Below are 23792 nucleotides of genomic sequence, written 5' to 3'. Positions count from 1 at the left end.
CTAGATAAGGGGAAATAGCATAATGAGAATTATCGCAGCGCTTTTATTGTTCATTCCTGGAATCATATCTGCTATCGGAATTAAGTTAATGAGGGACTCCTTATTCGCTTCCTTTTATCCGATATTTTTCCACACAAGTATTCAGTTTATTATTGGCTTGATTCTATTTCTTGCCGGAATTGCTTTTATTGGTGGATTTATCATATACCGTGACCGAAAGCGACAACGAACCAGAGAAGAAATAAAGAAGAATAACTAACGAATTAGTCGTAATATGTACCGCTTGGCCTTTTTTTATTTTTCTAAAAAACAGAATTTATGTTATTATTTAAATTAAAAATATCATCGGGAGGAATTTAGCGTGAAAGTAGCAAAATTTGGGGGGAGCTCTGTAGCAAGTGCAGAACAAATAAGAAAAGTCGCAAATATAATTAAGACTGATCCCCAAAGAAAATTCATAGTAGTATCCGCACCAGGGAAAAGATTTAAGGATGACGAAAAAATAACAGACATGCTTATTCAATTAGGAGAAGCGCATCAACGGAACGAAACGATAGATGAATACATATATCCGATTATGAAACGTTTTAATGAAATAGTAGAAGAATTAAACCTGGAGGGGGAAATTCTTGAAAATATAAAAAATACGATCTATGCCATCCTAGAGAGAAATACAACAGTTCTTGAAAAATTAGATGCATTAAAGGCAGTCGGTGAAGATAGTTCGGCCAAAATTCTTAGTGCTTACCTTACGTTATCGGGAATAGAAGCAACTTATATGAATCCTAAAGTCGCCGGAATAATTGTTAGTAATAATCCAGGGAATGCAAAAATCTTGCCAGAGAGTTTTGATAAATTATATGAACTAAGAAATACGGATGAAGTTATGGTTATCCCTGGTTTCTTTGGTTATACCAAAGAAGAGAAACTGATTACCTTTTCTAGAGGTGGTTCTGACATAACAGGGTCAATTGTTGCAGCAGGAGTAAAAGCGAGCCTGTATGAGAACTTCACAGATGTTGATTCTGTTTATTCGGTTAACCCGACCTTCGTAGATAATCCGCAAGAAATAACAACATTAACCTATAAAGAAATGCGTGAATTATCCTACGCTGGCTTTTCTGTATTTCATGATGAAGCTCTAATTCCTGCATACAAAGAAGAAATCCCTGTTTGTATAAAAAATACGAATAATCCAGATGCACCAGGCACGTATATTGTATCTGAAAAAAAACCAAGCGAAAAATGTGTCGTTGGCATTGCTAGCGATAGTGGCTTTTGTAGTATTTACATCAGTAAATATTTAATGAACCGTGAAGTAGGTTTCGGAAGAAGGCTATTTCATATCTTGGAAGACGAAGGAATTTCTTTTGAGCATGCACCATCTGGGATTGATGATATGTCGGTTATCCTGCGAGAAAATGGTTTACCCATCGAAAAAGAAAAAAGAATTTTGGCTAGAATACAAAATGAATTAAACCCTGACCTTATCTCTATTCATCGCAATCTTGCGATGATTATGATTGTAGGAGAAGGTCTAGTAAGAACCATCGGTGTTGCCCAAAAGGCAACAACTGCGATATCAAACGCAAATGTCAATATCGAGATGATTAACCAAGGATCCTCAGAGGTGTCTATGATGTTTGGTATTAAAGCAGAAGATCTAGATAAAGCTGTAAAATCATTGTATTATGCTTTTTTTGAATAGAAAGTAAGCGGCATCTATTGTAGATGCCGCTCTTTTTAACTTGCTTTATGTTCTAAACGTAAATGGTCTGCAACCATTGCAATGAATTCTGAATTGGTCGGTTTTGCTTTTGTAATACTTATCGTATAGCCAAACAACGCAGATATAGAGTCAATATTTCCACGACTCCAAGCTACTTCAATAGCATGTCGAATGGCCCTTTCGACACGGGATGCCGTTGTATTGTATTTTTTAGCAATATCAGGATAGAGCACTTTGGTAATCGATCCTAATAATTCAATATCATTAAAAACCATTGTGATTGCTTCCCTTAAATACATATATCCCTTTATATGAGCAGGTACACCAATTTCATGAATAATATTAGTAATGCTCGCTTCTAAATCCTGCTTTTTCTTTTCTTTCCGATTCACCTTTGTTACTCCTGTACTAATTGCACTCTGACCTTGTACCTGTCTAATTTGGTCAGCTAAATTGTCTAAATCAAAAGGTTTGAGAATAAAGTAAGCTGCGCCTAGATCGACAGCCTTCTTCATGACTTCTTCTTGTCCAAAAGCTGTAAGCATAATAACATGTGGTGATTTACCTTCTGATGAACGAATTGCATTTAAAACAGCAAGCCCATCGATATGCGGCATAATAATATCTAGAACAAGCACATCAGGTTCAGACTCTTCTAGCATTGCAAGACAATCTCGACCATTATATGCCTTGCCTATAACTTCAATATCTCCCTGATCTTCGAAATAATCTTCCATTAATTGAACTAATTCCCTATTGTCATCAACTAAACAAACTGAAATATTCTCCACTAAAGCTCCTCCTTTTATGTAATACAAAACTTATCACTATTTTACATATTCTACAGAACTCCCAAATATCCTTCTTTTATTTAAAAAACTTTGGTTTTTTTGAAATTTACTTTAATTTGCTTTCAGATTCTCTAAATTACGATATGATTCGATAATTATAGACAGGTTTGTCGAAAAATATTTGACTAAATTATACCATATTTAACCATAAAGAAGCATTGTTTTCTAATAATTTAAATAAAATTTAACAAAAGAGAGACTTGTAATGGATGGATTCCAAAACAAGTCTCGATATTAACCAGCTTTATTTGTTTCTTCCTGTTCCTTATAAATGTCAATTCCTGCATCTTGAAGCATCCATTCAATATGCACACCATATCCAGAAGTTGGATCATTAACAAAGACATGAGTCACTGCACCAATTATTTTACCGTTTTGTATGATTGGGCTTCCACTCATACCTTGTACAATGCCGCCGGTTTTATTGAGCAGTTCTTTATCGGTTATTTTAATTACCATTCCTTTGGTAGCAGGAAATTTCTGTGGTACGCTACTTACCACTTCTACGTCGTATTCTTCAACTTTTTCGTCATCTAATACGGTTAAAATCTTGGCAGGCCCTTCTTCTACTTCATGGGAAAGTGCAATGGGCATTGGTTTTTTCATTCTTCCATTTTCCATATCGTTATTTAATTTACCGAAAATACCAAACGGACTATTTTTGGTTATATTCCCAATTTTGTCATGTTCCGATGAAAATTTCGCTTGTTTTTCTCCTGGAATTCCATTATTCCCTTTTTCAATGGAAGTCACTGAAGAACGAACAATGGAACCATCATGAATTTCAATCGGTTTTTTCGTATCCATATCTGAAATCACATGACCTAATGCACCGTATTTTTTTGATTCCGGATCATAAAATGTCATTGTACCAATACCTGCGGCAGAATCCCTAATATATAACCCAATTTTATAATCATCTTCGTTATTGTCTAAAGCAGGTTTTAATTCCGTATTAATTGTCTCTTTGCCCCGTTTTAATTTTATATCTAAAGCTTCTTTATCTTCTCCAGCCTCCTCAACAAATGGCTTAACATCTTTCATCTTTTTTATTTCTTTCCCATTTATCTCTAAAATTACATCTCCTACTTTAATATCTGCTTCTTCTCCAGGAGATGTATTTCCGTTTTTTGCATTAACTAAATGATGGCCAACAACTAAGACCCCTTTGGTATGCAATTGTACTCCAATTGATTGACCGCCAGGTACAACTTTAATATCGTCCAAAACATTAACGTCTACTTTCTTAATTGGCAGTCCAGCAAATTCATAAAAAAGCTCGCTGTTTCCCGATTCTTTCGTATAAAATTCGTTGGATTTTGCAGCTTGTACTGTCTTGTTCGAACTATTAATTGTTATATTTTCACCCAAGGTTGGTAAGTCAATCGGAGCCCGGCTATTAACCGTAACAATATCATTTGGGATGGATAAATATTTTTGAATAGGGGTTAAAAAAGGAATTGTAACCACTGCTAAAAGGAGTATTAATCCTATACAGAATCGTAATTTATATTTTTTTCCGTCCAATTATTTCACTCTCCTCGTTCCTTACCCAAACCACCTTTTTTGTTTCTCTGTACTTCTAATTTGACCGAAGCATGTTCGTTTTAAACTGGTGAAACATAAGCAGTCTACCTAACATTTCCTTAAAGTAAGACAGTATTCTATGTATATGTCGGCAAAATGGGAAAGTTCAGTTGCATACATGTATGATATTACTAACGTTGGAATGAAGTATATAATAAAAAAGCCAGATATTTTATTTTCTGGCTTTTTCTTTATAATTATGCTTATTTTTTGATTTAAAGTTAACAGCCATTTCCAACATCTCACGTCCATGCTCGATAGCTGTCTCTGTAAGTTTTGTTCCAGTAATCATTCTTGCTAATTCATTTACTTGATAATCAACGGATAACTCGATCACTTTTGTTGAAGTATGGTTATTATCCACTTGTTTTTCAATTAATTTATGTGTATCAGCCATTGCAGCTACTTGAGGAAGATGTGTGATGCACAATACTTGGGATTGTTGTGATATATGATGTATTTTTTCTGCGATTGCTTGTGCAACTCTTCCACTGACTCCAGTATCAACTTCATCAAAGATAACACTCGTAACACCTTGATGCCTTGCAAAAATTTTCTTTAAAGCCAGCATGATTCTGGATAATTCACCACCAGATGCTACTTTACTCAACTCCTTAATCGGTTCACCCGGATTCGTTGAAATCATAAAATTGATTTGGTCAAAACCGTTTTCATGAAGACGTATATCCTGATAGTCATCTCGCTTTACGCCTATATCTTTATCTTGTAACAAAAAAGAGACAGAGAATGTAGCTTTTTCAAGATAGAGGCCTTTTAATTCTTCATGGATTTCTTTGGTTAAACTATCTGCTGCTTTTTGACGTAAATCATGTAATTCTTTCGCTTCAAGGTAGGCATCTTTTGCCTTATCATTAATTTGATTTTCAAGTTTTGATAAATGAGAATCTTTATTATTTATTTCTTCGATTTCTTCTTCAATTTGAGACATATATTGTAAGATCTCATCAACGGTAGCACCATATTTTTTCTTTAAACGGTTTATTTCATCTAGTCGAGACTCGATCTCATTAAGTCGTTCAGAATCGAATGCTAATGTTTCAATATGATGTCCGATGTCATGGGTTAATTCTTCGAGACCGAAATAATAATTAGCAATTTCCTCTGATTTTTCAGCAATAAATGGGTCAATATTAGAATTATCTTGTAAGGCCATTTGTGCATTATTCACCCACTCAAGACCTCTTTGTTCTCCGTAAAGAGCATTATAAGCATGTTGCAGAGCAGCATGAATACGTTCGAAATTCGCTAAGGAATTCCGCTCTTCTGCTAGAACTTCATCTTCATGAGGCTCTAATTTAGCATTCTCTAGTTCATTCATTTGAAATTGAAGTAAATCAAGCCTTTGTGCTGTTTCTTGTTCATTTTCACTCAATTTTCGATACTTTTTCTTTAAAGTTGAAAGCTGCTCATATAGAATGCTGTATTCTTTTTTAGCTTGACCAATACGCTCTGGATCATATAAATCCAATAAATGGATATGATTATCTGTATCCATTAATGATTGCGTTTCATGTTGGCTATGAATATCGATTAGTGTTTTTCCGAATTCTTTGAGAATAGCTAATGTCACCAATTTACTATTGACACGACAAATACTTTTTCCATTAGCAGTAATAGTTCTTCGAAGTACAATGTCATTTTGGATTTCTATTCCGTATGCTTGACTCTTTTCATATATGGGATGATTGGGATTATCTATTGTAAACAATCCTTGAATATCTGCTTTCTTTGCCCCATACCTAACAAATTCCACAGAACCTCTACCACCAGCAAGTAATTGTATAGCATCAATAATAATTGATTTTCCAGCTCCCGTTTCACCAGACAATACCGTAAGACCCTCATCAAACGTTATTGAGATTTTATCTATGATAGCAAAATCTTGGATGGATAACTCTGTTAACACGCGACTCTTCACCTCACATTTATCACAGCATTTGAATAAAACGATCTTTAATCGATTCTGAATCAGCCTCTGTTCTACAAATGATTAAACAGGTATCATCACCACAAATCGTCCCCATAATTTCTTCCCAATCTAAGTTATCAATTAAAACTCCAACCGCATGAGCGTTACCAGGAAGCGTTTTTAAAACGATAAAATGGCTGGCATGTTCGATTTTTACAAAAGCATCCATAATTAAGCGTTTAAGCTTGTCCAATGGGTTAAAGCGTTGGTCTGCAGGTAAGCTGTATTTATACTTTCCATTGCTTGCTGGAACTTTAACTAGGTGCAGTTCTTTAATGTCTCGTGAGACAGTCGCTTGGGTTATTTTGTACCCAAGGTTTTTAAGATGATCGACAAGCTCATCCTGAGTCTCTATTTCATTTTCCGTAATTAATGCTCGAATTTTAATATGTCGTTGAACTTTACTCATAGGGCGCCCCCATTTCAGTTTACATCCGTTCTTAATCTTTTTTATTAGAATCAAGCAGGTCTATATGTGCTTTATTTACTACTTTGCCTATTTCTACATCTGTGATACGTTTTCCTTCAAATTGTTTTTTCCAGCCAAAGTGAGCTAGAAACTCAATATTTCCTTCTCCACCTGTTATAGGAGAATAGGTGATATCGAATAATTGGTACTCTTCTGCTTCGGCAAAAGCAACGATTTGTTTAATCACTTGTACGTGAATATCTTTATTCCGAACAATCCCTTTCTTGCCTACTTGTTCTCTGCCAGCTTCAAATTGCGGTTTAATTAGTGCAACAACGTCACTATCAGCCTGAAGTAGTTGCTTTAATACCGGCAATATTAGACGAAGAGAAATAAAAGAGACATCAATTGAAGCAAAATTAGGTTTATCAAAATGCAGCATATCGGGGGTTACATATCGAAAATTCGTTCGTTCCATTACGACCACTCGATGGTCATTACGCAATTTCCAATCCAATTGATTATACCCGACATCAATTGCATAACATAATGTAGCGCCATTTTGTAAAGCACAATCGGTAAACCCGCCCGTAGATGAACCAACATCAACCATAACTTTATCTGCCATCGTTAAATTGAATTCGTCAAGTGCTTTTTCTAATTTTAACCCCCCTCTACCAACATAGGGATATAACTTGCCTTTAACAGTTAGAGGGGTATGCTCATCTATTTTCATCCCAGGCTTATCCAGGCGCTCATGTTCAGAAAAAACAAGGCCTGCCATGACTATCCGCTTAGCCTTTTCACGGGTTTCAACAAGTTCTCTTTCTACTAATAGTACATCTAATCGTTTTTTACTCATCGTCTTTTCCCTTATTTCTAATTTTTAGGTAGTACTTTTATTTTTAACTTTCTTTCTATAATTGAGATTACCTTCCCTGCAAAGAAAATAATTTTAGTGGAGGCATTAATAGCAAAGAATTTACCTAAAGCCTTTCCGCCAACTGTTAATGCTGCAACAATACTTGTTAAGATAACTGAAATCGTTATTTGAACGGTCGAACCTTCGCCGTGCCCTAACAAGTTAGCCATTTGCAGAACAACAATTGCCGAAGCTGTACCACTTACAATTCCTGATATATCACCAATTACATCGTTACAGAAACTGGCAAATCGATCGGCATTTCTTATAATTATTACGGCCTCTTTCGCCCCCGCTATTTTCTCGGCTGCCATTGCATGAAATGGTGCTTCATCTGCTGCAGTAGAAGCTATACCAAGCATATCAAATACAACCCCTACAAATACAATCATAAAAACAATAAGTAGACCAATAATCCAAATAACTCCACTTAAAATCGAAGAAGAGATTATTGAAAAAATAGCCGCTAACACAAAAGTGATAACGGCAATAGTTAAACTAAATTTAATCGATCGTTTTACATGTGGATTCATTTCTTACCTCTATTATATATAAATTAGTGTTATTCCATTATGTAATAGGAATGGTCATTTAAAAGGTAAAAACTGCGGCTTAGGTCCAGTAGGTTTTCCCAAATGAATACCCCATGTTACCATGAAAGGCGGTTCCCCTTTAAATTCATCTTAGCTTTGTCACCAATAGCTAGACTGGATTGCCACTTAGTCCGCACTATAATCCCTTTTACACGTCATATAGAACAGTCTAGGAGATTTCCTCAACAGTTCTTTACCGTCCCCTAGCCTCTTTTGCAGTGTTGATTTCATAGAATGTAAATAAGCAAATTATTGGCCATCTAACTTGCCATTTAAAGCTCTAATCCCCTCAAGCACCACTCAAGGCAGGCTACGCTGCATATTAGGTGTCCCTTACCATATCTGCAGGTTCATACCCCATTCCATAATAATTACTAGGCTTAGCAAATACTACAGAGATGGGCCTCCGCGGTAATCGGGTCAACGCCCACATGCCTTTGTGGATCGCCCAAAAACCTTAACTCCCAGCATAGACCCAAGGCTGGGCGCCTCAAGCCTACACAAGGAACTTCATCGATGTGCCCTTTGGCGGATTTTTAGGCCCGCCTTCAGGATACGGAGAACTGACTAGAATACTGCACCATTCCTTAGTTATCTTTATTATAGCATATCTTAATCATAATTTCTAATTCAAAATTAATGATCTCGTTCACTAAAATAGATGGTCAGATCCATCAATACAGAGTCGGCTGCATTCGCGTTAGCTAACGAACGTTTTGCCTTCTCAATATACCATTGCTTTTTCTCAATCGCTCCTTCCAAACCAAGCAATTTAGGAAAGGTGCTTTTTTGATTGATCTCATCACTACCAACTGGTTTGCCGAGTTTATTTTCGTCTCCAGTAATGTCTAATATATCATCTTGAACTTGGAAAATTAATCCTAAATAGTATGCAAATTCGGTTAATGATTGTAATTCTTTTTCAGTTGCACCGCCTAGGTATGCGCCTGCATAAACAGCAAATCGCAAAAGTTCGCCAGTTTTAAGTGCGTGAATTTGTTCTAACGCTTCTAGTGTAACCGGATGATCTTCTGCTTTCATGTCTAAGATTTGACCGGCCACCATACCTTTTGGCCCACTTGTCTGTGAAAGAAGCTGTAGCAATATTGTTTTTTGCTCATGATTTAATTGATGATCATTTGCTATTATTTCAAAACTATAGGTTAGTAATGCGTCGCCAGCCAAAATTGCAGTAGCTTCATCAAATGCTTTATGATTTGTTAGTTGACCACGACGATAATCATCATCATCCATAGCAGGCAGATCATCATGGATGAGCGAATATGTATGAACGAATTCTAACGAAGCAGCTGCTGGCATTGCTATACTGTTATCTTTACCATACACATTAAAACTGGCAAGTAATAAGATTGGTCGTAATCGTTTACCCCCAGCATTAACGGAATAAATCATGGATTGTTTTAATTGTTCAGGAATCGTTAATCTGTCTATGCAATCATGTAACAGGTTGTCGATAAGAAGCTTTTGGTTATCCAAATACTCCTTGATACTATATTCCACTATTCTTCCTCCTGCATTTGAAACGGGGCAAGGTCACCCTGTTCATTCATTATTTTCGTCATTTTTTCCTCTACATTGGTTAATTTATCATTACAAAGTTTAGAGAGCTTCATCCCTTCTTGATAATAGTCAATCGCTTTTTCAATAGGTACATCGCCTGTTTCTAACTTCCCTACAATTTCTTCTAATTTTTCCATTGCTTCTTCAAATGAAAGTTCATCATTTTCGGCCATCGTTCTGTTCCTCCTTTACGTCTACTACCCGACAATTAATTTGACCATCTGTTAGTTTTAAAATAAGTTCATCTGACTTCTTTACCTGCCTTACCGATTTAACGATGGTTCCTTCTTGTAAGTACGGAATAGAAAAGCCTCGTTTCATTATTTCTAATGGATTTAATAAACTTAACTTTTCTATTTTATTCGCTAATTGATCGGTTTTTTTAACGAATGATTGTTGCATCAGATATTGTTGCTGCTTTACCAATTGTTTCAACTGATCTCTTGATCGTTGAACTTGTTTATCCGGTTGTTGAGTTAATAATCGGATATGCAGATGATGATATACTTGTTGGTGTTCAGCCAACTTCGTTGTAATCGCCTTGGATAGCTGATCTGTTTTTGTATCTAATTCTTGTTCTTTCTGTTTAAGTAATTGCTCTGGATAACGAAAAGCGTAGGATTGCTTCACACTAGCTACTTGTTGTCTTTTTTGCTTTACTTGCTGATCTAGATCTTTAGCCAACATCCGTTTCACTGTTATAAGTTTGTCTACTAACTCCTGCTTCGATGGTACTGCTAACTCAGCAGCACCTGTTGGAGTAGGGGCTCTTAAATCTGCTACAAAATCACTAATCGTTACATCTGTTTCGTGACCGACTGCAGAAATAATTGGAATTGTCGAGTGATATATTGCTTCAGCTACGATCTCTTCATTAAAACTCCACAATTCTTCAATAGAGCCTCCACCTCTACCTAATATTAAAACGTCAAATATTGAAGAGGCATTTGCAATCTCTATGGCTTCTTTTATGGAAGCAGGTGCAGTTGTTCCTTGTACAAGTACAGGGATTACAGTAACCTTGGCAATTGGATATCTGCGTTTAATAGTTGTTATAATATCGCGAACTGCAGCTCCAGTTGGTGATGTTATCACACCTATATGTTTGGGTAACACAGGGATTGTTTTCTTATATTGTTCATCAAAATATCCTTGTTTTTGTAATTTCTCTTTTAATTGTTCATAAGCTATATATAATGCTCCAATACCATCAGGTTCCATTTGTTGTATATATAATTGGTACTGCCCATATACTTCAAATACGCTAATTTCACCTTTAATCAGGACATTCATTCCATTTTCAGGTGTAAATTTAAGCCTTCTGTTATTTCCAGCGAACATAACCGCTTGTATTCGTGTTTGGTCATCCTTTAGGGTTAAATACATATGTCCTCGAGAATGATGCTTAAAATTAGAGATCTCCCCACGTAACCATACTTCACTTAAATGTGGATCTGTATCTATTTTTCGCTTAATATACTTCGTAAGCGCAGTTACTGTAAGATATTTATCCTTCACTGTTCTCGATTCCTTTTGCTGCTTTTATGGTATTTTTTAAAAGCATCGTTATCGTCATGGGCCCTACTCCTTTGGGCACCGGTGTAAGGTATGATGCTTTTTGTGCAACACTTTCAAAGTCCACATCACCCGTTAATGAGCCATCTTTTAATCGATTAATCCCAACATCAATTACAGCAGCACCTTCTTTTATGTAGCTTGCATCAATTCCATTAGCTCTTCCGACAGCTACGATTAAGATATCCGCTTGATTCGTATACTGTTTAAGGTTTTGTGTTCTTGAATGACAATAGGTGACAGTTGCATGATTGTTTAATAATAGTTGTCCAACTGGCTTACCAACGATATTACTTCTTCCTACAATAACAGCATGCTTACCTTCTATTTCAATATCTTTAGATTGGAGCATCGTTAGAATTCCATATGGGGTGCAGGGTAAAAACGTATCCATTCCAGTCATCATTCTCCCAATACTTACCGGGTGAAATCCATCAACATCTTTTTCAGGACGAATTGCTTCAATTACTTTTTGTTCGTTAATATGTTCTGGAAGTGGGAGTTGAACAAGTATTCCATGAACGGAATGATCATCGTTTAATTGATCAATTTGGTTTAATAATTCCTCCTCCGTTATGGTCGTAGGTAACTCAATTAAATCCGAAGAAATACCTGTTTCTAAGCAAGCTTTCTCCTTCCCTCTCACATAGGACTTTGAGGCAGGATTGTCACCGACTAAAACCACGGTCAAGTGTGGATGAATACCATCGTTCTTTAGTGACACTACCTCATCTTTCATTTCCGTTCTGAGTTGCTGTGCTAATTCTTTTCCATTAATTATTTCTGCTGCCATCGTAGACTTCCCCCTCTGTATAATTAATTTACAAATTTAGATAGTACACCATTGATAAATTTGCCTGAATTATCATCACCATATGTATTCCCTAATTCAATTGCTTCGTTTATTGAAACATTCGTTGGAATATCTTCTAAATAATTTAGTTCGAAGATAGCAATTCGTAAAATTGTCTTCTCAACAGAGGCAATTCGGTCAATTGTCCAATTTTCAAGCTTCTCAGATATTAAATCGTCTATCTCAACTTTATACTTTGCTACCCCTTCCACGAGAATGGTTAAAAAAGCATCTTTTGTCTCGTTTTCTAAAAAATGATTCATTGCTTCGATTGGTTGATTATCATTAATATCTAATTGGAACAATATCTGTAATGCCTTTTCTCTTGCCGTGTGTCTGTTCATTATTGGTAACTCCTTTTAACGTATCTTCTACAAATAATAACACGATTATTAACCCAACGCTACAATCAGCAAATGTATCATATATAAAAAAGGATTTCAGCTTATTGATACCTGCTCCGAACCAAACAAATCCAAGGCAATGTGCAACATACATTTGTTGTGGAGGGCTAGGTATCTAAATGAATAAGAGGCCAATCGGATATAAATCCGCTTGACCTCTTGAATTAAGCTTCTATTTCATCGGAGCCTTCTTCCATTTGGATCCCGACAACATGAACATTGATTTCATCAATATCTAAAGCAGTCATATTCTTTAATGTTTGTCTGATATTGGATTGAAGCAATTGAGCTACTTGGGGGATAGATACTCCAAAGTTCAAGATAACAAAAAGATCGATACTTATTCCGCTTTCTGTTAATTCAACCTTTACCCCTTTACTATGCGCTTTCTTTCCAAATCGTTCTGCTACGCCGGACGCGAAATTCCCACGCATTGCGTAGAGACCATCAACTTCTGTCGCAGCTATTCCAGCAATAACTTCGATTACTTCAGGCGCTATTTCTACTTTACCTAGATTATCTTCACTAACGTTCAGTAGAGGTTGTTCACTCATGTGCTCACTCCTTTATTTATAATCGATTCTATTCCGTTTTGTCTTGTACGATGGGATTTTCTTCAAGAAATTTGGTATTGAAATCACCATTAATAAATACTTTATTCTCCATGATTAACCGATGGAAAGGAATGGTTGTATGAACACCTTCCACAATAAATTCATCTAATGACCGTTTCATGCGCTTAATTGCTTCTTCACGGGTATTACCATACGTAATTAATTTGGCCACCATTGAATCATAAAAAGGTGGTATCCGATAATCAGAGTATACCGCTGAATCCACCCTTACCCCAAGTCCTCCTGGTGGTAAGTACATGTCAATAGTTCCGGCAGAAGGCATAAAGTTTTTAAATGGATTCTCAGCATTTATTCTACACTCAATCGCCCAACCTTCCAGCGTAATATCGGATTGTTTAATAGACAGCTCTTCATTATTCGCCACATTAATCTGCTCTTTAATTAGATCCAACCCAGTTACCATTTCTGTTACTGGATGTTCTACTTGAATTCGGGTATTCATTTCCATAAAATAAAAGGAATTACTTGTACGATCAAAAATGTATTCAATTGTTCCTGCACCTTCATATCCAACTGCTTTAGCAGCTTTCACAGAAGCCTCTCCCATTTTCGCTCTAAGTTCTGGTGTTAATGCAGGAGATGGAGATTCTTCAATCAACTTTTGCAACCTTCGTTGAATACTGCAATCACGTTCTCCTAAATGAACGACATTTCCATGTCTGTCAGCCAATATTTGAATCTCAACATGTCGAAAATCTTCTATATATTTTTCGAGGTATACACCAGCATTACCAAAAGATGTTTCTGCTTCTTTTTGGGTTAGTTCAATCCCTTTAAGCAACTCTTCTTCTGAGCGAGCAACTCGAATTCCTTTACCACCACCACCAGCAGTAGCTTTTATAATAACTGGATAACCTATTTCTTCTGCTATCGAAATTGCTTCGTCTTCATTTTCAATAATTCCTTTTGAGCCCGGAACAATTGGAACATTCGCTTCGTCCATTGTTTTTCTCGCAACATCCTTAATCCCCATCTTTTGTATTGCTTCAGGGGTAGGGCCGACAAAAGTAATATTGCATGCACGGCAAATCTCCGCAAAATCAGCATTCTCTGCCAAAAAGCCATAACCAGGATGAATCGCATCGACTTCGGTTAATATTGCTACACTCATGATATTTGTAAAGTTAAGATAGCTGTCTTTACTCTGTGTTGGACCAATACAATAAGCTTCATCGGCCATTTGTACATGTAGTGCTTCACTATCTGCTTGGGAATATACAGCTACGGTTTCGATGTCTAACTCTTTACATGCTCGAATAATCCGAACTGCTATTTCTCCTCTGTTAGCAATCAACAGTTTTTTAATCACTCTTTACATCCCCTTACTTTGTGTTTACCCGGAATAATGGCTGGCCATATTCAACAAGCTCACCATTTTCAACTAGGATTTCTACAATTTCTCCTGAAACTTCGGCTTCGATTTCATTAAATAATTTCATCGCCTCAACTATACAAACAACCGATGATTTGTCCACTTTACTTCCCAATTTTACAAAATCATCTTTTTCAGGGGATGGTGCAGTATAAAATGTTCCTACCATTGGCGATACAATTTCATGATCATATGCAGGCTTACTACTAGGATCCTCTTTCACAGGCTCTTCTACCTTACGTTCCACAACTTGGCGCTCTGCTGGTGTTGCAGCTTCAGCTGGCTCAGGAGAGAGTGAAGCCGGTAAAGCGGGAGCATCTTGTAGTTTTTTCGTTGTACTTGTTTTCTTCAGTGACACTGAAGTTCCATGTGATTCGTACGTGAATTCTTCAATGGTCGATTTGTCAATCAGTTTTATAATTTCTTGTATTTCATTTACATTCATGATTGTTTGGCACCCCTTCATCGTTAAACTTGTTATTAGGTACTAATAACTCCTCTTAATATTCTACGATAAATACATAACAAACTTCAAGATTTATTATGAAGAGGTCATGCACCATATTCATAGCTTTCCGTTTTATTATACCAATGTTACTAGTGGAAAGCGAATGTTTGAACAATCAATGTAAATGAAAAATCCGGGTAACTCAAGTTCCCGGATCGTCAAATAATAATTATTGATTGCTTTCGGTTTCTGTATTTTCAGTTTCGCTGCCTTCCGTTTCATTGTTTTCAGTTTCAGCTTGCGTTTCAGAAGGAACATAGGATACATTAACTTTCTTATCTCCTAATTCATCTTTAACCATTTGTATAATAGAAACAGCGTCTGACTTAGGTAAGCTCTCTTCTACTTTAACTTGTACCGTCACACTATCTTCTTCTGAACGGACTAACACGTCTTCATAATTCGCAGAAGCAATAATGGATTCTTCTAATATTTTTTCTTTCGATGAACGGTCTTCAATACTATCGATTGCTTCTAAAGCTTTGTCTTTTTCTGCAGGCGTTGATGAACTAGACGCTACAATATCTGTGAGTCTTTCTTTTTCCATGTCTCGTTCATCTTGTAATTCCATTCGAATTGTAGTAAATAGCTGATCTTGTCCAACATTCGAAATATCGTCTACTTCTGCATTACCATCTGAATCGGTTGTATCTGAATCTGTTGGTACCGCTTCATTACCATTTCCTTGCCCTTCATTAATATAAGCGAGATCTTCATTGTCTGGAGAAGTCATATAATAAACACTTAATACAATCATTAAACTTAACATCGTTAATAACCAAACTGTTTGCTTTTTTAACATAAAATCATTCCTCCCTTTAATTCTTCGGCATTACAGATACTCTATGCGTAGGAACATCTAATACTCTTGAAACAGCTTCAACTATCCATTTTTTTACAGTTGCATGATCAGCTCCTTTTGCTACGATAAATACACCCCTTACTTCTGGTTTCTTTGTCTGAATAAGCAATGGTACCTCTTTTTCACCTTGTCTAACCAATACTGTTTGCGCTTCTTCTGTTGAATCCTCTACCTCTCTGGTGCCACCATTTTTATCTGTTTCTTTCGTTGTTTGTTGCCCTTTTACTAGATTTTTCTCATAAACTTTTATATTTGTAGATTCTAGATTGACCATTACTTCTGCGTCAGAAACGCCTTTAATTTTGTTTAATAACTCTTGTAAATCTTTGGTGTAAATGGATTCTAGTTCCTCCATATTAGAAGTTGTATTCGTTTTATTGGATGCTGTTTCTTGAGCTGGTTGTTCGGTAGGTGTTTGTTCTATTGGTTGCTGTTCATCCATTGACTCTGGGGATGAAGAAAAGATATTTCCTACAATAAGTAACATTATACTTACCAATCCTAAAATAACGATATATCCTAGTTTTTTAGGTGGTTTCTTACTGCCATCTGCCTTTTGGAAAAGTTTTTCTAATTTTTCTTTCAAGATGCCCCTCCCTCCCATTGCAGTGTAAGTTTTTTATCTTCGAGCTCCCATACATCCTTAAGCAATGCTTTTATCTCTTCATTCTGCTCATTTTCTTTTGCCGTATCAGGGTTGTCCGTATTAATTACAACATCATCAACTATACTCACTGCTCCCTCCCCATCATTTGATTCTCGTAAATAAACAATGACTTCATCCAAATTTTCAAATGTCATCTCCTGTTCATTAGCAAACAAAAACTGTATATCTCTTATCTCTGTTTGAAATTCCTCTTGAAGTGGTTGTTCTGCTAAATCATTTAGTTGGACAGCCATTTGTTCTAAAATATATGCATCTTGTGTGCCATCTATTTCATTTTTTTGAGATTCAATTAAATTTTCCATTGATTCTTCTTCTATCCTGCCTTCCTCAACCCTGTCTATAGAAGCTTCCAAGGCACTTTTAATATCAATATTAAATAGGAAAAAAATTGGTTTTAATAAAATGAGTATAAGAATTAAACCTACTACCAATTTGATATATTTTTTCATTGATCCTGATGGAATAATTAAATCTATGATTGCTGCTAAGAGTAAAAACAAGATAATTTGTGTAACCCAATCAATTAACATTTCCATACTTATCACCCTATCGTAATAGCAAAGTAAGATTACTTGCTACAATTATAATAACGATTGCTAAAAAGAACATAAACGAAACTGCCAAAAGACAGGCTAGAATAAATACGATATATTTACTAATGGTATTTAGTGTCGTTATCACAGGGCCATCGCCAATTGGCTGTAGGACGGCGGCGGCCAATTTGTAGATAATGGCAATAGCAAATATCTTTAATGCCGGGAATAGTGCAATGAATAAGATAATGAGTACGCCTACAATTCCAATTGCATTTTTTAATAATAAGGAAGCACTAAGTATTGTATCCGCAGCATCCGTAAATGTTCGACCGACAACAGGGATGAAATTTCCTGTAATGAATTTTGCTGTTTTCATTGCTACGCCATCTTGAATTGCACTGGCTGCACCTTGAACCGACATCACACTTAAAAAAATCGTTAAAAATACACCCAATGTGCCTAAACCAACCGTTTTGAATAGATTAGCAAGATGTGTAACCTTATAATTTTCATTTAAGCTACTAACAATGACTAATAAAGCAGATAAGAATAGTAAGGGTAAAACGAAGGAAGAAATAATTAAACCACAAGCATGAATAAGAAAGATAATAATTGGATGAAAAAAAGAAACAGCTACGACATTACCAAATGATGCCATAAGACCAAGTACCAGTGGCAACAGAGCGATCATAAAACTACTCATACTATCAATCGCATCTTTCGCATATGTAACTGCTGAATAAAAGCTATTTAATGCTAAAAAAATTAACACGATATAAACAACAAAATAAGCAATCTTGCTTACAGTGCTCTTTTCAAAAGCATTATGCATGGTTTGTAGCATAATGGAAAACAGAGTTAACATAAACAAAGAGCCTAGCAATTTTCCATTTAGAATTAATTCATGAAATAAAAATTCTACAAATCCAATTAGAATATTCTTTAAGGAGATAGAACCTTGATCTTTAATGAATTCATAAACACTTGTTTTTTCAAGTTCAGGCAGATAACCACCGTATTCTTGAACCAGTTCCCCCCAATATTTTTGTACACCTTCCAACGAGATCTCTTTGAGCATACTATCTTGTATTTCAGGAACGTCCGTACTTGCTGAAATCGATGCTTGTCCCAGAAAGAAAAAGAAAAAAGTGAATAACAGGAATACCATTTTTTTAGTTGATTTCATTCCTAATATTTACTCCTTTCTGGAAATTTACGTGGCAGGTAAGAATCGTAAAATTGCCTCAATAACAGCTGTAATAATTGGAACCGCTAATAATAAAATAAATATTTTACCTGCAAGCTCTATCTTAGATGCTACGGATGCTAATCCCGCATCTTTCGTAATACTTGCACCCAGCTCAGCAATATATGCAATCCCAATGATCTTTAGAATGGTTTCCAAATACATGCCATCTACTTGAGCCTTAGCACCTAGTGTTTGAATTAATTGAAAAATACTGCCAATTTGTTGGATAATAGAAATAAAAATAATGATGCCTGTTATAACAATTACAAAAAAAGCAAAGGTACTATTTACATCTTTTAAGATGATAAATAGCAAACTAGCTACAAGGCCCAATGTTACTATTTGTAAAATATCCATATAGCATTACCCTTGATAGAGAAATACAGATTTGATTTGCTGAAATAAATCGGATAAACCATCTATAACGAGTACGAGCACGATAATAAATCCAATTAAGGTGGCAAATTGAGCAATTTCTTCTTTACCCATTTGTTTTAAAATCGTATGAATTAAGGCTACAATAATTCCTATACCGGCTATTTGAAACAAGATAGTAGCATCTGTAAACATCGGGTTAACTCCTTTCCCCTATAGAAGCAGCAATACAATAAATAATCCACATAATACCCCTAAACTCTTTGTCATCTTGCCATATTTCTGATACTGTTCGCTGGCGTCTTCTAATTCTCGATCCAAATGACTTGCAGCTAATTGGATATGCTTTTGTTGTTGAAGAAAATCATGTTGCCCTAACGTTTGTCCAAATTGGAGTAAGATCTCTTTTTCGTTATTTCCTAAACAAGAAATATCCATCAGCTCATCTAAACTATTCTGCCAAACAATACCAAAATCTTTACTTTCCTGATTCATATTTTTATACAACCGATCGAAGAAAGCATGTATTGGAAACGGGGTTTGATTTTTAATCGTGTGAAAAGCATCTTGTAATGGCAATTGACTATACATCATTTCAGCTTCAAGAATCTGTAAAGCATTTTTCACCTGGCGAATATGCTTTGGGCGATTTGCTAAACGATTACTCCATTCAAATCCAATCCACGTCGTTGTACAAATAAACAAAAGTGCACCAACCCATTGCATTGGATCAAACCTCCATTGTATTGTTATGACATTCGTTTTCCCTCTGCATCGTGTATCCCTCGAAAACGTCCCATCGATAATGTGCTGTCTAAAATAAGATAACGATGAAAGATTCTTTGATTTATAAGTGCTTGTATCGTAGGACGCTTTTTTAGTTCTTCTAGTGTTTGTCCATGTACGCTACATACAACAACCACACCAGCGTTTAAAGCTTCCAATAACGCATCCACATCCTTCTTACCGCCGATTTCATCAACAATAAGTATTTCCGGTGACATCGACCGTATCATCATCATCATTCCTTCGGCTTTAGGACATGCATCCATAACGTCTGTTCTTAACCCTAAATCATGTTGAGGTACTCCTTTAATCGATGCAGCGATTTCAGATCGTTCATCGATAACACCTACTTTTTTAGCAGGGACGTTCTTCCAACCTGTGGAAATAATTCTTGCGATGTCTCGAATAAGCGTTGTTTTTCCGGTTTGTGGTGCACCTACGATGAGTGTATTCAGATACCCTTGGTGATAGAGATAAGGCATAATTTTAGTTGCAACACCAATTTTTTCCTTAGCAATACGTATATTCAAAAAAGTGATGAATTGAATTGCTTTAACAGCACCATTTAATGTATTTACTTTTCCTGCTAAACCGACACGATGTCCACCTTCAATTGTCATATATCCTTCTCTAAGCTCTTCTTCCATACGATATAAAGAATATTCACTAAGTTGGTTAATAATGTGTACAAAATCAAGCTTGTTTGGTAAAGCTTGATTGAGCCACTCTTGTTTGGAATGAAAGATTAATTCCAAGGGCCTATTTAGTCGTAAGCGGATTTCTTGTAGCTGATCCCATCTATTCCCAATTCTACTATTTAGTTCATGTTGTATTCCTTCTGGGAAGAGTCTAATTATTTCCTCCATAAATTTTCCTCACTTTTTATATCACTTACTAGTCAATGTATGCTCGCTTGGACAAATTATGACCTATTTACACTAGCCATTACGAAGCATTTATTAATAACCTACTATTATTAATAGAAAGCAGTTAATTAATTGACTATTCTCTGTATTTTTGGAATGCACAAGCAATTAAAAATGGAACAAGAATGTATAGTTGAGACAGAAGAAGACTCAAGAGGGGTTTACGCCTAATGGAGAAATGGAAGTCTAACTTCAAAAGGGAGTTCAACAAGGGGCTAATGTAAAGTGGAAGGAGCCTTTCTAGTACGATGTGGAAAGAAAAAAATGATGATAGAAGCAGTCCGCCGATATTTCTGCAGATAAACAAAAAGCTGTCGAGTAATACCCGACAGCTTTAACAATTTGATTAAAATTCTATCATTATGCTCTTGATACATATTTTCCATCAGAAGTATTAATTACTAATACATCACCCTGATTAATGAAGAATGGAACTTGTACGATATGTCCTGTTTCAAGGGTTGCTGGTTTAGAACCACCACTTGCAGTATCCCCTTTAATCCCTGGTTCAGTTTCAGTAACTTCCAATTCGACGTTATTCGGAAGCTCTACTCCTAAGATTTCACCTTCATAGGTAATAACAGATACTTCCATATTCTCTTTTATATACTTCAGTTCTTCTTCGATCTGACTCGAAGTAAGCTCAATTTGTTCGTACGTATTTGTATCCATAAAAGCATGTGAATCTCCAGATGCATACAAGTATTGCATTTTTCTTGTTTCTATATGGGCTTTGCTAACTTTTTCCCCAGCACGGAATGTCTTTTCTTGAATACTTCCATTACGTAAATTGCGTAACTTAGAACGTACGAATGCAGCTCCTTTTCCCGGTTTCACATGTTGAAACTCAATTACTTGCCAAATTCCATTGTCTACTTCTATCGTTAGTCCTGTCTTAAAATCATTTACCGAAATCAATTCCTATTCCTCCCATTACAAATAAATTAACTCTTTTGGTGAATGTGTTAACCGCTCGCTTCCAGTTTCCGTCACAACGATATCATCCTCAATACGACAGCCTCCTACAGCGGGAACATAGATACCTGGTTCAACTGTAACGACCATACCGGCTTCTAAATTTTGATCATTTCGAAATGAGAGTGCAGGTCCTTCATGAACTTCAAGTCCTAGCCCGTGACCAGTTGAATGACCGAAATAGTCGCCGTAACCGTTCTCTTTAATATAATCTCTCGTAACAGCATCCACTTCTTTTCCTGTTACACCTGGTTTAATGTAGTTTACACCTCGTAACTGGGCTTCAAGAACGGTATTATAGATTTTGGTTAATTCTTCACTTATTTCACCAACCGCTACTGTTCGAGTTGTATCTGAACAATAACCTTGATATAAAGCACCGTAATCCAAAGTAACTAATTCTCCTGTCTGGATTTTCTTATCCGAGGCAACCCCATGTGGTAAAGCCGAGCGTTCACCAGAAGCTACAATTATATCAAAACTAGAGGAAGTAGCACCTTGTTTACGCATAAAAAATTCCAACTCATTAGAGATATCAATTTCACTTACCCCTGGTTTAATATAATGTTGAATATGGTCAAATGCATCATCCGCAATTTTTGCCGCTTTCTTCATTATATCTAATTCATCACTTGTTTTAATTAGGCGTAGCGACTCAACTATTCCGCTAACAGGTACTAACTCTGCATCAAAAACGCTTTTAAATTGCTCATATTGCCGGTACGTGACGTGATCTTTCTCGAATCCAAGACGTGTAATTCCCATTTCCTGCAATTGATCTTGAATTTCGAGATCAATGCCTTGTTTATGTTCAACTACCTGAAAACCTTTAGCTTGTTCACTTGCTTGTTCTGTGTATCGAAAATCAGTAACGAATCTTGCATCAGAGCTGCTAATAATTACAACCCCTGCCGTACCAGTAAATCCAGTAATATAACGTCTATTAATTGCACTTGTTATTAAAATGCCATCAACATGATTACTTTCCAATGCATTTCGCAATTTAGTAAGCTTTTCCATGACCTCATCCCTTCCCTGTTATTCTCACTTCATTTATCTAAAACGCAGACTGTATTCAGTTTATCATAAACCTGCACGTTTGAATAACATAAGCTAAACGAAGTAGGTCATTATGCTTTCGCGTTTTTACTATCCTCTTTCGCTCTTTGCAGATCATGATAATCATAGGAAATGGAATATCCGATAAAGGTTCCATATAGAATAAATACGCATAAAGTTGTTACAATGGTATCCATTTCCAAATCAGCTACTTGTGGAACAGTAGAGAATATTGGATTCATAATATAAAATATAATGATCCAAAGAACGATACCAAAGACAACCCCCATCCAGATGGAACTGACTTTTTTTAATAATCCATAATAAACAAGTGCGGTTACTAAAGAAAGTAAGCCGATTGCTATAATGGTAATCACCGTACCCAGCCATGTATCTATCCATTCGGCATGAAACCATGAACTTAATATAAACGATTTCGGAGCAACTTCCGTAAAATTAAAATAGTATAGAATTGTAGCGAATATGCTCCATATAATGCCTCCAATAAAACCTGTAAGTAATGATCTTGACAGGATTGTCATTGGATTTTCATGTTTGTTCTGTTCAAGTTGTTGATTTTGCTGTTTCATTCTAACCACCTCTAATTATTATTATGACCATATGACTTACAACCAATCCTATAAAGTTTAATAATCAGGACAATACTACTATTACAGCGTTCTAACTGAATAGTTCACGGATATAAATATTATTTTCACTTGATTTGATCTAGTTATCTAAGTTGATTTCCAGTAAAATGTAAGAAAAGACTTTCCGATTGGAATAATTTTGAGAAAACAGGAAAGAATTTATATTAAGCTAGCTTAAAAAAAGCGTAATATGCATTCTTTGAAAATCTTTTGTAAAAGCCTGATATAAATTTTTACAGAGTGGTATACACATAATAGGTGGGTATAATGTGAATGATGAAGGAGGACATATGTGATGACTAGAAAATCGATCTCTATACCTGTTTTAATTATCCTTTGCTTAGCCGCAGTTGGACTAATCTCACAATTGTTTACAAATACAGCAAATTTCTTTAGTAGCCTTTTCGTTTCAATCGGAGTTGGTATTGCCATATTCGCTGTCTTTTATTTTGTATTTATAAGAAAACGAACATCTCCCAATGAAATGAAAAAATATAAACAAGCTGTTAAACAATCAAAAGCTAAATACCATCAAGTACAACCAGGAAAAAATACAACAACTACGCCAAAAGTACAACAACCGTCCTCTCCAAAAAGAAAACGAAATAAAAAGGCTGCCCATTTACGTGTTATTGATGGAAATAAACATAAAAGAAAGGATCGAGCTTCTTTTTAAAGCTTGATCCTTTCTTTACATT

Annotated in this window: 29 protein-coding genes; 3 read left to right on the top strand and 26 right to left on the bottom strand. The window is 35.8% G+C overall.

Annotated elements, in window-relative coordinates; all coding sequences use genetic code 11:
* The first annotated feature begins 19 nt into the window (after window positions 1-19).
* Window positions 20-259: a DUF2627 domain-containing protein gene (locus BN990_RS09640; protein ID WP_031335513.1), complete on the top strand. Its 240-nt coding sequence runs from the start codon at window positions 20-22 to the stop codon at window positions 257-259.
* A 102-nt stretch (window positions 260-361) separates the two neighbouring features.
* Window positions 362-1708 carry an aspartate kinase gene (locus BN990_RS09635; protein WP_021291170.1) on the top strand — a complete coding sequence of 449 codons (1347 nt, stop codon included), beginning with the start codon at window positions 362-364 and terminating at the stop codon, window positions 1706-1708.
* A gap of 35 nt (window positions 1709-1743) precedes the next feature.
* Here the strand turns inward: BN990_RS09635 and spo0A are convergent, their stop codons facing one another.
* From spo0A to BN990_RS09510, 26 genes are all read right to left on the bottom strand, one after another.
* A complete protein-coding gene (spo0A, locus tag BN990_RS09630) occupies window positions 1744-2520 on the bottom strand; it encodes a sporulation transcription factor Spo0A (RefSeq protein WP_021291169.1) in 777 nt (258 codons plus the stop codon).
* A 294-nt stretch (window positions 2521-2814) separates the two neighbouring features.
* Window positions 2815-4107: a SpoIVB peptidase gene (gene spoIVB, locus BN990_RS09625; RefSeq protein WP_021291168.1), complete on the bottom strand. Its 1293-nt coding sequence runs from the start codon at window positions 4105-4107 to the stop codon at window positions 2815-2817.
* A 232-nt stretch (window positions 4108-4339) separates the two neighbouring features.
* Window positions 4340-6094 (bottom strand): DNA repair protein RecN, encoded by a 1755-nt coding sequence (gene recN / locus BN990_RS09620; RefSeq protein ID WP_021291167.1) that lies wholly within the window; start codon window positions 6092-6094, stop codon window positions 4340-4342.
* A 22-nt stretch (window positions 6095-6116) separates the two neighbouring features.
* Window positions 6117-6566, bottom strand: a complete 450-nt coding sequence (gene ahrC, locus BN990_RS09615; protein ID WP_021291166.1) for a transcriptional regulator AhrC/ArgR — start codon at window positions 6564-6566, stop codon at window positions 6117-6119.
* A 31-nt stretch (window positions 6567-6597) separates the two neighbouring features.
* Window positions 6598-7428 (bottom strand): TlyA family RNA methyltransferase, encoded by an 831-nt coding sequence (locus BN990_RS09610; RefSeq protein WP_021291165.1) that lies wholly within the window; start codon window positions 7426-7428, stop codon window positions 6598-6600.
* Between the two features lie 17 nt (window positions 7429-7445).
* Entirely contained in the window at window positions 7446-8021 is a 576-nt protein-coding gene (locus tag BN990_RS09605; protein ID WP_021291164.1) for a hypothetical protein, read from the bottom strand.
* A gap of 696 nt (window positions 8022-8717) precedes the next feature.
* A complete protein-coding gene (locus BN990_RS09600; protein WP_021291163.1) occupies window positions 8718-9602 on the bottom strand; it encodes a polyprenyl synthetase family protein in 885 nt (294 codons plus the stop codon).
* Entirely contained in the window at window positions 9602-9835 is a 234-nt protein-coding gene (locus tag BN990_RS09595; protein ID WP_021291162.1) for an exodeoxyribonuclease VII small subunit, read from the bottom strand. The genes BN990_RS09600 and BN990_RS09595 overlap by 1 nt, the downstream gene beginning before the upstream one ends.
* Window positions 9822-11180: an exodeoxyribonuclease VII large subunit gene (gene xseA, locus BN990_RS09590; protein ID WP_038243812.1), complete on the bottom strand. Its 1359-nt coding sequence runs from the start codon at window positions 11178-11180 to the stop codon at window positions 9822-9824. The genes BN990_RS09595 and xseA overlap by 14 nt, the downstream gene beginning before the upstream one ends.
* Window positions 11170-12030 carry a bifunctional methylenetetrahydrofolate dehydrogenase/methenyltetrahydrofolate cyclohydrolase FolD gene (folD, locus tag BN990_RS09585; RefSeq protein ID WP_038243809.1) on the bottom strand — a complete coding sequence of 287 codons (861 nt, stop codon included), beginning with the start codon at window positions 12028-12030 and terminating at the stop codon, window positions 11170-11172. Before folD ends, xseA begins: the two co-directional genes overlap by 11 nt.
* A gap of 23 nt (window positions 12031-12053) precedes the next feature.
* Entirely contained in the window at window positions 12054-12434 is a 381-nt protein-coding gene (gene nusB / locus BN990_RS09580) for a transcription antitermination factor NusB (RefSeq protein ID WP_021291159.1), read from the bottom strand.
* Entirely contained in the window at window positions 12376-12588 is a 213-nt protein-coding gene (locus BN990_RS22570; protein ID WP_148530695.1) for a hypothetical protein, read from the bottom strand. The genes nusB and BN990_RS22570 overlap by 59 nt, the downstream gene beginning before the upstream one ends.
* A gap of 70 nt (window positions 12589-12658) precedes the next feature.
* Window positions 12659-13048 carry an Asp23/Gls24 family envelope stress response protein gene (locus BN990_RS09575; RefSeq protein WP_021291158.1) on the bottom strand — a complete coding sequence of 130 codons (390 nt, stop codon included), beginning with the start codon at window positions 13046-13048 and terminating at the stop codon, window positions 12659-12661.
* A 28-nt stretch (window positions 13049-13076) separates the two neighbouring features.
* Entirely contained in the window at window positions 13077-14438 is a 1362-nt protein-coding gene (accC, locus tag BN990_RS09570; protein ID WP_021291157.1) for an acetyl-CoA carboxylase biotin carboxylase subunit, read from the bottom strand.
* Between the two features lie 13 nt (window positions 14439-14451).
* Entirely contained in the window at window positions 14452-14949 is a 498-nt protein-coding gene (gene accB / locus BN990_RS09565) for an acetyl-CoA carboxylase biotin carboxyl carrier protein (protein ID WP_038245136.1), read from the bottom strand.
* Window positions 14950-15178: 229 nt separating this feature from the next.
* Complete coding sequence (locus tag BN990_RS09560) at window positions 15179-15811, bottom strand: SpoIIIAH-like family protein (protein ID WP_074436652.1); 633 nt, start codon at window positions 15809-15811, stop codon at window positions 15179-15181.
* 16 nt (window positions 15812-15827) lie between these two features.
* Complete coding sequence (spoIIIAG, locus tag BN990_RS09555; protein WP_021291154.1) at window positions 15828-16457, bottom strand: stage III sporulation protein AG; 630 nt, start codon at window positions 16455-16457, stop codon at window positions 15828-15830.
* Entirely contained in the window at window positions 16454-17074 is a 621-nt protein-coding gene (gene spoIIIAF / locus BN990_RS09550; protein WP_021291153.1) for a stage III sporulation protein AF, read from the bottom strand. The genes spoIIIAG and spoIIIAF overlap by 4 nt, the downstream gene beginning before the upstream one ends.
* Before the next feature lie 10 nt (window positions 17075-17084).
* A complete protein-coding gene (gene spoIIIAE / locus BN990_RS09545) occupies window positions 17085-18260 on the bottom strand; it encodes a stage III sporulation protein AE (protein WP_021291152.1) in 1176 nt (391 codons plus the stop codon).
* Between the two features lie 27 nt (window positions 18261-18287).
* On the bottom strand, window positions 18288-18680 hold the full coding sequence (gene spoIIIAD / locus BN990_RS09540) for a stage III sporulation protein AD (RefSeq protein WP_021291151.1): 393 nt from the start codon (window positions 18678-18680) through the stop codon (window positions 18288-18290).
* A 6-nt stretch (window positions 18681-18686) separates the two neighbouring features.
* Window positions 18687-18893: a stage III sporulation protein AC gene (gene spoIIIAC, locus BN990_RS09535; protein WP_021291150.1), complete on the bottom strand. Its 207-nt coding sequence runs from the start codon at window positions 18891-18893 to the stop codon at window positions 18687-18689.
* Window positions 18894-18911: 18 nt separating this feature from the next.
* Window positions 18912-19424, bottom strand: a complete 513-nt coding sequence (spoIIIAB, locus tag BN990_RS09530) for a stage III sporulation protein SpoIIIAB (protein WP_021291149.1) — start codon at window positions 19422-19424, stop codon at window positions 18912-18914.
* A gap of 23 nt (window positions 19425-19447) precedes the next feature.
* Window positions 19448-20350: a stage III sporulation protein AA gene (gene spoIIIAA / locus BN990_RS09525; protein WP_081856131.1), complete on the bottom strand. Its 903-nt coding sequence runs from the start codon at window positions 20348-20350 to the stop codon at window positions 19448-19450.
* A gap of 420 nt (window positions 20351-20770) precedes the next feature.
* A complete protein-coding gene (efp, locus tag BN990_RS09520; RefSeq protein WP_021291147.1) occupies window positions 20771-21328 on the bottom strand; it encodes an elongation factor P in 558 nt (185 codons plus the stop codon).
* 15 nt (window positions 21329-21343) lie between these two features.
* A complete protein-coding gene (locus BN990_RS09515; RefSeq protein WP_038243805.1) occupies window positions 21344-22405 on the bottom strand; it encodes a M24 family metallopeptidase in 1062 nt (353 codons plus the stop codon).
* Between the two features lie 110 nt (window positions 22406-22515).
* Window positions 22516-23034 carry a YqhR family membrane protein gene (locus tag BN990_RS09510; protein ID WP_038243802.1) on the bottom strand — a complete coding sequence of 173 codons (519 nt, stop codon included), beginning with the start codon at window positions 23032-23034 and terminating at the stop codon, window positions 22516-22518.
* A gap of 355 nt (window positions 23035-23389) precedes the next feature.
* Between BN990_RS09510 and BN990_RS09505 the strand changes: the two genes are divergently transcribed.
* On the top strand, window positions 23390-23770 hold the full coding sequence (locus tag BN990_RS09505) for an SA1362 family protein (RefSeq protein WP_038243799.1): 381 nt from the start codon (window positions 23390-23392) through the stop codon (window positions 23768-23770).
* Window positions 23771-23792: the final 22 nt, after the last annotated feature.

It is taken from the genome of Virgibacillus salexigens (genome assembly GCF_000723585.1).
Taxonomy (GTDB): Bacteria; Bacillota; Bacilli; order Bacillales; family Amphibacillaceae; genus Virgibacillus; species Virgibacillus salexigens.
The sequence above is the reverse complement of the archived record's forward strand: the minus strand, read 5'-3'. Positions and strand labels throughout refer to the sequence as shown.